13 protein-coding genes and 1 riboswitch are annotated in these 12,610 nt (G+C 70.2%); all 13 genes read left to right on the top strand.

Annotated elements, in window-relative coordinates; genetic code table 11:
• The first annotated feature begins 2 nt into the window (after window positions 1-2).
• The 13 genes from FCL41_RS08740 (at window position 3) to gcvP (ending at window position 12,605) form a co-directional block, all read left to right on the top strand.
• Entirely contained in the window at window positions 3-740 is a 738-nt protein-coding gene (locus FCL41_RS08740; protein ID WP_275403731.1) for an acyltransferase, read from the top strand.
• A 169-nt stretch (window positions 741-909) separates the two neighbouring features.
• Window positions 910-2,280 carry a hemolysin family protein gene (locus tag FCL41_RS08735; protein WP_137065673.1) on the top strand — a complete coding sequence of 457 codons (1,371 nt, stop codon included), beginning with the start codon at window positions 910-912 and terminating at the stop codon, window positions 2,278-2,280.
• Window positions 2,273-3,328 (top strand): hemolysin family protein, encoded by a 1,056-nt coding sequence (locus FCL41_RS08730; RefSeq protein ID WP_137065672.1) that lies wholly within the window; start codon window positions 2,273-2,275, stop codon window positions 3,326-3,328. Before FCL41_RS08735 ends, FCL41_RS08730 begins: the two co-directional genes overlap by 8 nt.
• Window positions 3,329-3,403: 75 nt before the next feature.
• Window positions 3,404-4,021 (top strand): cardiolipin synthase ClsA, encoded by a 618-nt coding sequence (clsA, locus tag FCL41_RS08725; RefSeq protein ID WP_137065671.1) that lies wholly within the window; start codon window positions 3,404-3,406, stop codon window positions 4,019-4,021.
• Complete coding sequence (locus FCL41_RS08720) at window positions 4,014-4,982, top strand: DUF881 domain-containing protein (RefSeq protein WP_137065670.1); 969 nt, start codon at window positions 4,014-4,016, stop codon at window positions 4,980-4,982. Before clsA ends, FCL41_RS08720 begins: the two co-directional genes overlap by 8 nt.
• On the top strand, window positions 4,979-5,311 hold the full coding sequence (locus FCL41_RS08715) for a small basic family protein (protein ID WP_137065669.1): 333 nt from the start codon (window positions 4,979-4,981) through the stop codon (window positions 5,309-5,311). Before FCL41_RS08720 ends, FCL41_RS08715 begins: the two co-directional genes overlap by 4 nt.
• The gene (locus FCL41_RS08710; protein ID WP_239021586.1) at window positions 5,295-6,335 is read left to right on the top strand and encodes a DUF881 domain-containing protein; all 1,041 of its coding nucleotides are present in this window, start codon (window positions 5,295-5,297) and stop codon (window positions 6,333-6,335) included. Before FCL41_RS08715 ends, FCL41_RS08710 begins: the two co-directional genes overlap by 17 nt.
• Window positions 6,336-6,378: 43 nt before the next feature.
• Window positions 6,379-6,762 carry a glycine cleavage system protein GcvH gene (gene gcvH / locus FCL41_RS08705; protein ID WP_137065668.1) on the top strand — a complete coding sequence of 128 codons (384 nt, stop codon included), beginning with the start codon at window positions 6,379-6,381 and terminating at the stop codon, window positions 6,760-6,762.
• A 111-nt stretch (window positions 6,763-6,873) separates the two neighbouring features.
• Complete coding sequence (locus FCL41_RS08700; RefSeq protein WP_137065667.1) at window positions 6,874-7,386, top strand: FHA domain-containing protein; 513 nt, start codon at window positions 6,874-6,876, stop codon at window positions 7,384-7,386.
• A 6-nt stretch (window positions 7,387-7,392) separates the two neighbouring features.
• Window positions 7,393-8,139 carry a transcriptional regulator FtsR gene (gene ftsR / locus FCL41_RS08695; RefSeq protein WP_239021585.1) on the top strand — a complete coding sequence of 249 codons (747 nt, stop codon included), beginning with the start codon at window positions 7,393-7,395 and terminating at the stop codon, window positions 8,137-8,139.
• Between the two features lie 47 nt (window positions 8,140-8,186).
• Window positions 8,187-8,672, top strand: coding sequence for a bifunctional nuclease family protein (locus FCL41_RS08690; RefSeq protein WP_137065666.1), 486 nt, complete (start codon window positions 8,187-8,189; stop codon window positions 8,670-8,672).
• A gap of 174 nt (window positions 8,673-8,846) precedes the next feature.
• Window positions 8,847-9,446, top strand: a complete 600-nt coding sequence (locus FCL41_RS08685) for a MerR family transcriptional regulator (RefSeq protein ID WP_137065665.1) — start codon at window positions 8,847-8,849, stop codon at window positions 9,444-9,446.
• Between the two features lie 64 nt (window positions 9,447-9,510).
• Window positions 9,511-9,606: riboswitch (glycine riboswitch) on the top strand.
• A gap of 77 nt (window positions 9,607-9,683) precedes the next feature.
• Window positions 9,684-12,605 (top strand): aminomethyl-transferring glycine dehydrogenase, encoded by a 2,922-nt coding sequence (gene gcvP, locus FCL41_RS08680; RefSeq protein WP_137065664.1) that lies wholly within the window; start codon window positions 9,684-9,686, stop codon window positions 12,603-12,605.
• Window positions 12,606-12,610 lie beyond the last annotated feature (5 nt).

The raw sequence follows: 12,610 nt of genomic DNA, 5'->3' as shown, positions 1-12,610 counted from the left end.
TCGTGAAACGACGCCACCGCCTGATCGCCGACGCCCTGCACAGGGCGCACCGCTGGGTCGAGCGCGCGGGAGCCATCGCGCCCGGCACCGCCCTGGGCGAGGAGTTCGGCACCCTGGCGCCGGGAAGCTGCATCGCCTTTCCTCCGATGTCCCTCTTCGGGACGCGCTCCATGCACATCGGCTCCGGCACGATGATCGGACGGCAGTGCTCGTTGGCCGTCGGCTACGGCCCCGACGACCCCGGCGCGCCGGCCCGGGGCCTGGTGATCGGTGAGCGGTGCGTCATCGGAGCCCGCGCCACGATCACCGCCCACGAGTCCGTCGTGATCGGCGACGACGTGTGGTTCGGGCAGGACGTCTACATCTCCGACGCCAACCACGGCTACCAGGACCCCGAGACCCCCATCGGCCTCCAGTTCGGCCAGCACGACCCGGTGGAGATCGGCTCCGGTTCGTGGATCGGCCGCGGCGCCGTGATCCTTCCCGGCACCCGGATCGGACGCAACGTGGTGGTGGGGGCGGGCTCCGTCGTCCGGGGAGTGGTGCCGGACCACACGGTCGTCGTGGGTGTCCCCGCTCGAGTGGTCCGTCGCCTCGAGCCCGGCATCGGGTGGGTGTCGTCAGCCCGCCCGACCGACGTGATGCCGGCCGTCTCGACGGCCGAGGTCGCCCGCGCCCTCGGCCTCTTCGTGAGCGGGGACCAACCCCGTCTGGGCGAGCCGGAGCCTGCGGCTTCGTGAGGCGTAGGATCGGCTGACCGCGTCCCGGACCTCGAGGAGCCACATCCCGCATGGACGGACACCAACCCAGCTCGCTGCGTCGGTCGCCCAGTGCGTCGTTCGCCCCAGTGCTCGGTCGCCAGTGCTTCGCCGGAGTGCCCTGCACACCTGACGCCGGGTGGCGCCGCCCATGACTGAGTGGCTCCTGCTCGGTCTCTCCCTGCTGCTGATGCTCATCTGCGGCCTCTTCGTGGCGGCGGAGTTCTCGTTCGTCACCGTCGACCGCAGTGCCGTCGACCGGGCCGCCGCCGAGGGCGACCCGGGTGCTCTCGGCGTCCAGCAGGCGCTGCACAGCCTCTCCACCCAGCTCTCCGGAGCCCAGGTGGGCATCACGATCACCAACCTCGCGATCGGCTTCCTCGCCGAGCCCGCCATCGCCTCCCTCGTGGACACGCCGTTGGAGCGGCTGGGGGTGCCTGACTCGGCCGTCGGCCCCACGGCCGTGGGGATCGGGCTGGCGCTGTCCACGCTCGGGACGATGCTGATCGGTGAGCTGGTGCCCAAGAACGTGGCCCTGTCGGTGCCGCTGGGCACGGCCCGCGCCACCCAGGGCTTCCAGCGAGGCTTCACCCGAGCGATGGCCCTGCCGATCAGGGGCCTCAACAACTCGGCCAACGCCATCGTCCGACGCCTCGGCATCGAGCCCCAGGAGGAGCTGCGCTCCGCCCGCAGCAGCGGCGAGCTCGCCTCACTCGTCCAGCGATCGGCCGTCGAGGGCACCTTGGACGCCGAGACCGCCGAGCTGATGGAACGCTCGGTGGAGTTCGGGACCCGCACGGCGGGCGAGATCATGACGCCCCGCGTCCGGACGCACAGCCTCACCGACACCGACCGCGCAGCGGCCGTGATCGACCTGGCCCGCCAGACCGGTCACTCCCGATTTCCGGTCCTGGACCAAGCCGGAGTCGTCGTCGGCACCGTGCTGGTCAAGCACGCCGTGGCCCTGCCCGTGCACGAACGGGCGACGGCACGGATCCGGCACATCATGGTCCGGCCCACCCTGGTGCCCGACTCGTTGCGGCTCGACCCGCTGCTGGCGCTCCTGCGCCAGGACGGCTTCCAGCTCGCCGTCGTGCTCGACGAGTACGGCGGCCAGGCGGGCATCGTGACCCTGGAGGACGTCGTCGAGGAGATCGTCGGCGACATCGCCGACGAGCACGACCGGTTGGGCGACCGCACCCGCCGGCGCCGGGACGGGTCGTGGTCGGTCTCCGGTCTCCTGCGCCCCGACGAGGTGGAGGACGTCACCGGGTGGAGGTTCCCGGAGGACGACAACTACGACACGGTGGCTGGACTCGTCGTGCAGACGCTGGGACGCCTGGCGGTCGTGGGCGACCGGATCACCCTCAGCCTTCCGCGCTCCGACGGGTCAGGGGAGACGTCGTACGACACGGTCGCCGTGACCGTCGAGCGCCTGGACGGTCGCCGCATCGACCGCCTGCGCCTGGAGGCAGTGGCGACGGACCCTGCGCCGGAGGAAGGGGGTGGCCGCCATGGGTGACCTCACCGCTGTGGTGCTGGCCCTCGTCCTCCTGGCGCTGAACGCGTTCTTCGTGGGAGCCGAGTTCGCGCTGATCTCGGCCCGGCGCTCCCAGATCGAACCACTGGCCGCGTCCGGCTCAAAGATGGCGCGCTCGACGCTCGCGGCCATGGAACGGGTCTCGGTGGTGATGGCCGGGGCGCAGTTCGGCATCACGGTCTGCTCGCTGGGCCTCGGCGCCGTGGGCGAGCCAGCCGTCGCCCACCTGCTCGAGCCGGTCTTCGAGCTGGTGGGCGTGCCGCACCAGGCGGTGCACCCGATCTCGTTCGTGGTGGCGCTGATGCTGGTGGTCTACCTGCACGTGGTGCTCGGGGAGATGGTGCCGAAGAACATCGCGATCGCCGGGCCGGAGCGCGCCGCCCTGCTGCTGGGGCCCCCCATGATGGTCGTGGTGACCGTGCTCAAGCCGATCATCCTCTTCATCAACGCGTGTGCCAACGTGATCATCCGGGCGCTGGGCATCGAGCCGAAGGACGAGGTCAACTCGACCTTCACCCGTGAGGAGGTCGCAGCCCTCGTCGAGGAGTCCCGTGGCCAGGGGATGCTCGAGGCGGGGGAGTACGACCGACTCTCCGGCGCCCTGGGCTTCACCGAGAAGACCGTGGCGTCGGTGGTGATGCCGACGGAGACGCTGACGACGGTGCCGCGGGGTGCCTCGGGAGCCGAGGTGGAGGCGGTCTGCGCTGCCACGGGCTACTCCCGCTTCCCGGTCCGCTCGGAGTCTGGCGACCTCATCGGCTACCTCCACGTCAAGGACGTGCTGGAGGTCGACGAGCGGCGCAGGCTGCGGCCCGTCGACGACAAGTGGATCCGACCCTTCGCGAGCGTACGGCGCGACGACCCCCTGCACTCCGCCCTTGAGGCCCTGCAGGGCCGGGGGGCCCACATGGGCCGTGTGGTGGGGGAGGACGGCGCGACGCTCGGCCTCGTGACCCTCGAGGACCTGCTCGAGGAGCTGGTGGGAGAGATCCGCGACGCTGCGCACCAGGAGGACTCGCCGTCGTCATGACCGCACGCTGGGTACGCTGGCCGTCGTCCACATCGACAGGGCCGCGGAGCGTGCCGGGAGGGAGCAGGGACGACCGTGGCTGCTGATGCCCGCGCCGGGGAGTCGCGTCTGCTCACCCTCCCCAACCTCCTGAGCGGCCTACGGCTGCTGGGCGTCCCGCTCTTCCTGTGGTTGGTCGTCGTCGCGCGCCAGGACGGCTGGGCCTTCGCACTGCTCATGGTCTCCGGCCTGACCGACTGGCTCGACGGCTACCTGGCCAGGGTGCTCGACCAGCGCTCGCGCGTCGGTGCGTTGCTCGACCCGATCGCGGACCGCCTCTACATCCTCGCCGTCGTGATCGGCCTGGCCTGGCGCGACTTCATTCCCTGGTGGGTCGCCGTCCTGCTGCCGTTGCGTGACGTGCTGCTCTGGGGCCTGGTGCCGCTGCTGCGTACCCGGGGATACACGTCGTTGCCGGTCCACTTCCTCGGCAAGGCCGCGACCTTCAACCTGCTGTACGCCTTCCCGCTGCTCCTGCTCGGTGGTGGGGACAGCGTCTTCTCGACGTTCGCGAACATCTTCGGCTGGGCGTTCGCCTGCTGGGGCATCGGCCTGTACTGGTGGGCCGGCGTGCTCTACGCGTGGCAGGTCCGTACGTTGCTCCAGCAGACGCCGCCCCTGCCGCGGACGAGGGAGGGGGGTGTTCGTGGCTGACCAGAAGCCCGCGGACCCGACGTCTGCTGACCCGACGCCTGCCGGCCCGACGTCTGCCGCCCCGAAGTCTGCCGTCCCGAAGTCTGGGGCGCCGAACGACCTGCCGCAGCACGTGACGATGCCGCTGCTGTCCCTGCTGACGCGTGAGTCGATGGACGAGGGCTACCAGGCCGTCGCCCAGCGCAAGCGCGCCCTGGCCGGCAGCGGGAAGGTGGCGCCGCCGTCACGACAGTCCAAGGTCGTGACCGCCCTCGCGGTCGCCGTCTTCGGTGTCCTCGTCGCGGTCGCGGCGATGCAGACGTCTCGCAACGCCGACGTCGAGGCCCTGGGCAAGGCGAGCCTCGCCGGACGGATCAAGCAGGAGCAGGAATCGGTGCGGACCCTCAAGGACCGGGCCGGCGAGCTCATGGAGACCAACGCCGAGCTGGACGCCGAGCTGCGCGGACTGCGGGAACGGGAGGGGCAGCTGACCAGCCAGGTGAGCCGTCTGGGGGTGCGTACGGGCTACCTCGCGGTCCGTGGGCCGGGCCTGAGGGTCACGGTGGACGACGCCCCGGACGCCACACCGCAGCAGATCGTGCGTGACGACGACCTGCTCGTCCTCGTCGACGGTCTCTGGGCCGCCGGCGCCGAGGCCATCGCCATCAACGGCCAGCGACTGACGGCGCTGTCGTCCATCCAGAACTCCGGGAGCGCCATCCACGTCAACGTCCGGCCGCTGAGCCCGCCGTACGTCGTCGAGGCGATCGGCGATCCCGCCCGTCTGCAGGGGGAGCTGCTCGCCAGCTCCAACGGATCACTGTTCTACTCCGTGGCGCGTTCATTGGGATTTGTGCTCGAAGTGAAGAATGATGACAACCTCGAGCTGCCCGCTGCTCGGGTCCGACCCATGCGGTCGGCCCTGCCGGCTGGCTCGAAGAAGACCAAGAACCAAGCCGGCAAGAAGGAGGACAGGCAGTGATCGCCGCGATCGGCCTGCTGCTCGGGGTGCTGGCTGGGCTGCTGTTGCAGCCTGACATCCCCACCGGGCTCGAGGCCTACCTCCCGATTGCTGTCGTGGCCGCGCTCGACGCGGTCCTGGGAGCCTTCCGTGCCCACCTGGACGGCATCTTCGACGACAAGGTGTTCGTCGTCTCCTTCACGAGCAACGTCGTCCTGGCAGCCCTGATCGTCTTCCTGGGAGACCAGCTGGGCGTCGGCAGCCAGCTCTCGACCGGCGTCACCGTCGTGCTCGGGATCCGTATCTTCTCCAACGCCGCAGCGATTCGACGCCATGTCTTCCACGCCTGACCCCACCGCTCCCGACGAGAAGCAGCCCGACCAGGTCGAACCTGAGCGGGCAGTGGACGAGAGCCCGGCCGACGCCGAGGCCCCCTCGGCTGCCCCGGACGACGTCGCCGCTGACGACGCCACCCTGGACGAGATCGCGCAGGACGAGCCGACCCCCGACGAGGGCACGCAGGACGAGACTCCTGCCTCGGACTCGGCCGACCAGGCCCCGTCCGAGGCCGAGTCGTCCCAGACGGACCTCGTCGAGCAGCCCTCGTCCGAGCTGGACGCCTCCGCCTCCGAGGCGGCCCCTGCGGACCGAACGGTGGTGAGGGCGCGACTGCGCCAGATGTTCGTCAAGCCCGGGCGCTCGCAGGCGGTCGTGGGAGTCCTCCTGGCACTGCTCGGCTTCGCCGCGGTGGCCCAGGTGCGCAACACCCAGCTCGACGACACCTACGAGGGCCGTCGAGAGGAAGAGCTGATCGAGATCTTCAACGGCGTGGCCGGCACCTCCGACCGCACCCGCCGAGAGATCGCACGCCTCGAGCAGGACCGCCGGGAGCTCCTGGTCGACACCAGCGCCCGGGAGGCTGCTGTCGAGCAGGCCGAGACGCGGCTGCGTACGCTCAACATGCTGGCAGGCCTCGTGCCCGTGACCGGACCGGGACTGCGCGTGACCATCACCGAGGAAGCGGGCCGGATCACCATCGACTCGCTGCTCGACACGATCCAGGAGCTGCGCACGGCAGGTGCCGAGGCCATCGAGTTCGACGGACGGGTACGCCTCGTGGCGTCCAGCTCGTTCTCCGAGGTCGACGGCGTGATCCATCTCGACGGGGAGCCGCTGCGCTCGCCCTACGTCATCGAGGTGATCGGCGAGCCGCACACCCTCCACACGGGTCTGACCTTCCCCAGCGGCCCCGTCGCCACCCTCCGCGGCGACCAGAATGCCGACGTCGCCATCGAGGAGCTCGACTCGGTCGACATCGAGAGCGTGCGATCCTTGCCCCGGGCGGAGTTCGCGAGCCCCGCGGAGGGGCAGTAACCTCGTCGCCAGCGATCCCACCCACTCACGAAGGAGCCCCCCGATGTTCCCGGAGGACCTGAAGTACACCGCCGAGCACGAGTGGGTGCGCAGCCCGGGCGAGATCGAGGGCGCGGTGCGCGTCGGCATCACCGACTTCGCGCAGGACGCGCTGGGCGACATCGTCTACGTGCAGCTCCCCGACGTGGGCCAGGCGATCACCGCTGACCAGTCGTGCGGTGAGCTCGAGTCGACGAAGTCGGTCAGCGACATCTACGCCCCGGTGACGGGAGAGGTGGTCGCCGTCAACGAGGCTCTCGACGCGACGCCCGAGCTGGTCAACAACGACCCGTACGCGGGCGGCTGGCTCTTCGAGGTGGTACCGGCCGAGCCCGGCGCCGTCGACTCGCTGCTGGACGCCGACGCCTACCAGGCCGGTCTTTCCTGATCGTGCCTCGGCGCGGTTGCCCTGACTGGTACTTTCATAGCAACCTTGAGCCTCAGTCCGACCTTGAGGGTTTCTCGAATCGGACGCTGACATCGTCGAAGCGGAGGACACATGCCGTTCTGCACGGCCTGCGGGAAGAACAACCCGGACGACGCCCGGTTCTGTGCCCAGTGCGGCACGCGTCTCGTCGGAACGGCCGACGCGCCCTCGGGTGAGTCGGGTGCCGAGACCACCACGACGATCAGCCCGGTCGTGGAGAAGGTCGAGACCTCCGACCGGGACCTCAGTCCCGTGGACGCGGCGGCCGTGGACGGCCTCCCGGTGGGTTCCGCGCTCCTCGTGGTGCAGCGTGGCCCGGGTGCGGGCTCGCGTTTCCTGCTCGACACTGACCTGGTGACCGTCGGTCGCCACCCGGACTCCTCGATCTTCCTCGACGACGTGACGGTCTCGCGCCGGCACGCCGAGTTCCGTCGCAGTGGTACCCACTTCGAGGTCAGCGACGTGGGGAGCCTCAACGGGACGTACGTCAACCGTGACCGCATCGACGCGGTGGCGCTGAGCGACGGTGACGAGGTCCAGATCGGCAAGTACCGGCTCGTGTTCTTCTCCGGCCACGCGGACTGAGCCGTCGTGGCGACCGTCTCCTCGGCCCAGTCGGGTCCCGCTCCCCAGGGGCGGATGAACATCGGGCAGGTGCTCGACGTGCTGCGTCCGGACTTCCCGGACGTGACCATCCCCAAGATCCGGTTCCTGGAGGAGAAGGGGCTCATCGCCCCTGACCGCACCCCGGCGGGCTACCGCAAGTTCTCGTCGGCCGACGTCGACCGTCTGCGCTACGTCCTGCGCATGCAGCGCGACCACTACCTGCCGCTCAAGGTGATCGGCGAGCACCTCGACGCCATCGACCGGGGTCTGGAGCCGCCGCCGATCGAGTCCGTGGTGCCGACCGTACCGAAGGTCGCGCTCAGCAGTGACGGCCTTCCGTCGCCCGAGTCCTTCGGCCGCCGCTCGGACGTACGCCTCTCGCGTCGCGAGCTGATGAAGATCGCCGAGGTCAGCGACGAGCTGCTGACCCAGCTGGAGCAGTTCGGCCTGGTGCAGCCCCGCGCCGGCACCGGGCACTACGACAGCGACGCCCTGGTGGTGGTCCAGACCGCCAAGGAGCTGGCCGACTTCGGCCTGGAGCCTCGCCACCTGCGCGCCTACAAGAGCGCCGCCGACCGTGAGGCTGGGTTGGTGGAGATGGTCGTCGGGCCACTGCGTCGCGGCCGCGACGCCGCCGCCAGTGCGCGGGCCGACGACGCGACGCACCAGATCGCCGCGCTCTCGGTGCGCCTGCACGCGACCTTGGTGAAGACCCGTCTCCAGCAGCCCTGACCCCCGCGGAGGTCCCGCCCGTGCTGCCGGAGGAGTAGGGTTTCGGTGTGCATGAGTTGGACGTGATCGGTGTGCGGGTGGAGGCTCCCTCCAACCAGCCCGTCGTGCTGCTCCGCGAGACCGCGGGTGATCGTTACCTCCCGATCTGGATCGGTGCCGGCGAGGCCACGGCCATCGCCTTCGCCCAGCAGGGTGTGGTTCCGCCGCGGCCCCTGACCCACGACCTCCTGAAGGACGTGCTGATCGCCACCGGCCAGGAGCTGGATGAGGTGCGGATCGTGGACGTGAAGGAAGGCGTCTTCTTCGCGACGCTGGTCTTCGCCTCCGGCGTCGAGGTCAGCGCTCGTCCCTCCGACTCCATCGCCCTCGCCCTGCGCACGGGTACGCGGATCGTCGCCTCACCCGAAGTGCTGGAGGAGGCCGGCATCACTGCGCCGGACGAGCAGGACGACGAAGTGGAGAAGTTCCGCGAGTTCCTGGACCAGGTCACGCCCGAGGACTTCGAGGAGCCCGGGGGCTCACCCTCCACTTGAGCATGAGGGTTTGCGACACGCCGCGTCGGTGCGTTGACCACCCTCGATCGGCGCCTTACCTTGAAGTGTCTCCGTTGTAACTCTCCAGATGTGATCTGTCTCCCGACTGATCCTTCTTCCTTCCCCGAACGGGTTACGCTCAACGGAGTAGACGACGGAGGGTCCCCTGTGGGCGTGAACGAGAACGAGAAGGACAAGGTGGCGGCAGCTTCGGCTGCGCATGCCACCGAGGTCGCGGAGGAGCAAGGCTTGCTCTTCTCCGACGACGTGTCCCCGTTGCCCAGTGACACCGGCTATCGCGGGCCAACGGCCTGCAACGCCGCCGGTATCACGTACCGGCAACTTGACTACTGGGCCCGGACCGGACTGGTGGAACCCACCGTCCGCGGTGCCACCGGATCCGGTTCGCAGCGCCTGTACTCCTTCCGCGACATCCTTCTCCTGAAGGTTGTGAAGCGGCTCCTGGATGCAGGCATCTCGCTGCAGCAGATCCGTACCGCCGTGCAGCACCTGCGCGAGCGGGGCACCGAGGACATCACGCGCGTCACCCTGATGAGTGACGGTGCGTCGGTCTACGAGTGCACCAGCAACGACGAAGTCATCGACCTGCTCCAGGGCGGTCAGGGTGTCTTCGGCATCGCCATCGGCGGCGTGTGGCGCGAGATCGAGGGCACGCTCGCCGAGCTCCCGAGCGAGCGTACGGCCGCTGAGTCCGACGGTCCGGTGGCTGGCGACGAGCTCGCTGCCCGCCGCGCTTCCCGCAAGATCGGCTGACCGCCACCCGTCTGACGCCCACGCTGTGCCTGCGCCCCCGAATGCTAGATTCGGGGGCGCTGTCACATCCCATGCGGGAGAGCCTGGCGAATCCGTCGTCAGCGCCGAAGGGGCAATTCCTCCCCGGAACCTCTCAGGCACCCAGGACCGCGTGGAGCAGGCAACTCTGGAAGCGTCGTGGTGCGACGTGACAGAGGGGGAGGCGACCTCGTTCGTCCGACCCCGAAGGATCCGGCCATGTCCGACCACCCCTCCACCGCTCCGGCTGCTCCTGGCGACCAGCCCGCTGACGCGTTGAGCCTCGTGGCCCTCGACGGGGTGCTCCCGTTCTCCGAGCGCCACCTCGGCCTGCGACCCGACGACGTCACCCACATGCTGTCGCACCTCGGGTACGAGTCGATCGACGCACTCATGGACGCTGCCGTGCCCGGAGGCATCCGCACGGCCGACTCGCTGGACCTCCCCTCGCCGCTGAGCGAGGCTGCGGCCAGCGCCGAGCTGCGCGCTCTGGCCGCGAGCAACCGCCCGGCGGAGTCGCTCATCGGCCTCGGCTACCACGGGACGGTGACACCGCCGGTGATCCGTCGCAACGTGCTGGAGGACCCGGCCTGGTACACCGCGTACACGCCCTACCAGCCGGAGATCTCCCAGGGCCGCCTCGAAGCACTGCTCAACTTCCAGACCATGATCGGTGACCTCACCGGCCTGCCGACCGCCAACGCCTCCCTGCTCGACGAGGGCACGGCCGCGGCCGAGGCCATGACGCTCGTACGTCGGGCCAACCGGAAGGCCTCGGGCCCGTTCGTGGTCGACGCCGACGCGCTGCCCCAGACGATCGACGTGGTCCGCACCCGGGCCGAGGCGATGGGCATCGAGGTCGTCGTGGCGGACCTGACCACGGGCCTGCCAGACGGCGAGCTGTGCGGGGTCCTCGTCCAGTACCCGGGTGCTTCTGGACGCATCCTCGACCCGGCTCCGCTGATGGCCGCGGCCCACGAGCGCAACGCGCTCGGTGTGGTCGCTGCGGACCTGCTCGCGCTGACCCTGCTGGAGGCGCCCGGCGAGCTCGGTGCGGACGTTGTCGTCGGTTCGTCACAGCGCTTCGGCGTGCCGCTCTTCTACGGTGGCCCGCACGCCGGCTTCATGTCCGTGGCCAAGGGCCTCGAGCGCCATCTCCCGGGGCGCCTCGTCGGCGTCTCCGTCGACTCGGAGGGCCGTCCCGCCTACCGACTCACACTGCAGACCCGCGAGCAGCACATCCGCCGTGACAAGGCCACGTCCAACATCTGCACCGCACAGGTGCTGCTGGCCGTCGTCGCCTCGATGTACGCCGTCTACCACGGCCCCGAAGGGCTGCGGGCGATCGCGCAGCGCACGCACCGCTACGCCGCAGCCATCGCCACCGCGCTGCGAGCCGGGGGACTGGAGGTCGAGCACGCCGAGTTCTTCGACACCCTGTCGGTGCGCGTGCCGGGCAAGGCGGGCGACATCGTGGCCCAGGCCCGCTCGCTCGGTCTCCACCTGCGCCTGGTCGACGAGGACCGCGTGGGGCTCTCCACGTCGGAGACCACCACGGGCTCCACGGTGCACAGCGTGATGCGCGCCTTCGGGCTCGAGGCCGACCTCGGGCGGGTGGACGCCGCGACCGGCGCCGCCCTCCCCGAGGCGCTGCGTCGTACGACGCCGTTCCTCACGCACGAGGTCTTCTCCAGCCACCACAGCGAGACCCAGATGCTGCGTTACCTGCGTCGGCTCTCGGCTCGTGACTACGCCCTCGACCGCGGCATGATCCCGCTCGGCTCCTGCACGATGAAGCTCAACGCGACGAGCGAGATGGAGCCCATCAGCCTCCCCGGGTTTGCCGACCTGCACCCGTTCGCGCCCGCCGAGGACGCACTGGGCTACCGCCGTCTGGTCAATGACCTCGAGGGCTGGCTCGCTGCGGTGACCGGCTACGACCGGGTGTCGATCCAGCCCAACGCCGGTTCCCAGGGCGAGCTCGCCGGTCTGCTGGCGATCCGCGGCTACCACGCCTCACGCCGCGCGGAGGGCGACCCGGTGCGCGACGTGTGCCTCATCCCGTCGTCGGCGCACGGCACCAACGCCGCCTCCGCCGTGATGGCTGGCATGCGGGTGGTGGTCGTGAAGGCCTCCGAGGACGGCTCCGTCGACCTGGACGACCTCCGTGCCCAGTGTGAGGCACACTCGGAGGACCTGGCGGCCATCATGGTCACCTACCCGTCGACCCACGGGGCGTTCGAGGACGGGATCACCGAGCTCTGCGAGGTGGTGCACTCCCACGGGGGCCAGGTCTACGTCGACGGCGCCAACCTCAACGCCTTGCTCGGCTACGCCAAGCCCGGTGAGTTCGGGGGTGACGTCTCCCACCTCAACCTGCACAAGACCTTCTGCATCCCCCACGGCGGCGGTGGCCCCGGTGTGGGCCCGGTGGCGGTGCGCGAGCACCTTGCCCCCTTCCTGCCCTCGCACGCCGCTCACCCGGAGGTCGAGAAGCGTGCGGGTGTCGGCCCGATCAGCGCGGCACCCTACGGCTCGGCCGGCATCCTGCCGATCTCGTGGGCCTACGTCCGCATGATGGGGGCCGAGGGCCTCACGACCGCGACGTCGCACGCCGTCCTCTCGGCCAACTACATCGCCTCGCGCCTGGACGAGCACTTCCCGGTGCTCTACCGCGGCCACTCGGGGCTGGTGGCGCACGAGTGCATCCTCGACCTGCGGGAGATCACCAAGACCTCGGGCGTCAGTGTCGACGACGTCGCCAAGCGGCTGGTCGACTACGGGTTCCACGCGCCCACGATGTCGTTCCCGGTGGCAGGCACGCTGATGGTCGAGCCCACCGAGTCGGAGGACCTGGGCGAGATCGAGCGGTTCATCGCGGCGATGATCGCCGTGAAGGGCGAGATCGACCGCGTCGTGGCAGGGGAGTGGACGCCCGAGGAGTCGCCGCTGCGTCGCGCGCCGCACACCTCGCGGGTCCTGGTCGGCGAGTGGGACCGCCCGTACTCGCGCGAGGAGGGGGTCTTCCCCACCGGCATCGACCCGGACAAGTACTGGCCGCCCGTCGGCCGCATCGACCAGGCCTACGGCGACCGCAACCTGGTCTGCTCGTGCCCGTCGCCGGAGGCCTTCGCCGAGTGAGACGC

It is taken from the genome of Nocardioides jishulii, assembly GCF_006007965.1.
Lineage (GTDB): Bacteria > Actinomycetota > Actinomycetes > Propionibacteriales > Nocardioidaceae > Nocardioides > Nocardioides jishulii.
Note: the sequence above shows the minus strand (reverse complement) of the source record. Positions and strands in the feature narration are given on the sequence as shown.

Bases quoted from the DNA above. Each gene is read 5' to 3' on its own strand.
- FCL41_RS08735 (WP_137065673.1), top strand. From the start codon at position 910: ATGACTGAGTGGCTCCTGCTCGGTCTCTCCCTGCTGCTGATGCTCATC.
- FCL41_RS08730 (WP_137065672.1), top strand. From the start codon at position 2,273: ATGGGTGACCTCACCGCTGTGGTGCTGGCCCTCGTCCTCCTGGCGCTG.
- FCL41_RS08710 (WP_239021586.1), top strand. From the start codon at position 5,295: ATGTCTTCCACGCCTGACCCCACCGCTCCCGACGAGAAGCAGCCCGAC.
- gcvH (WP_137065668.1), top strand. From the start codon at position 6,379: ATGTTCCCGGAGGACCTGAAGTACACCGCCGAGCACGAGTGGGTGCGC.
- FCL41_RS08700 (WP_137065667.1), top strand. From the start codon at position 6,874: ATGCCGTTCTGCACGGCCTGCGGGAAGAACAACCCGGACGACGCCCGG.
- gcvP (WP_137065664.1), top strand. From the start codon at position 9,684: ATGTCCGACCACCCCTCCACCGCTCCGGCTGCTCCTGGCGACCAGCCC.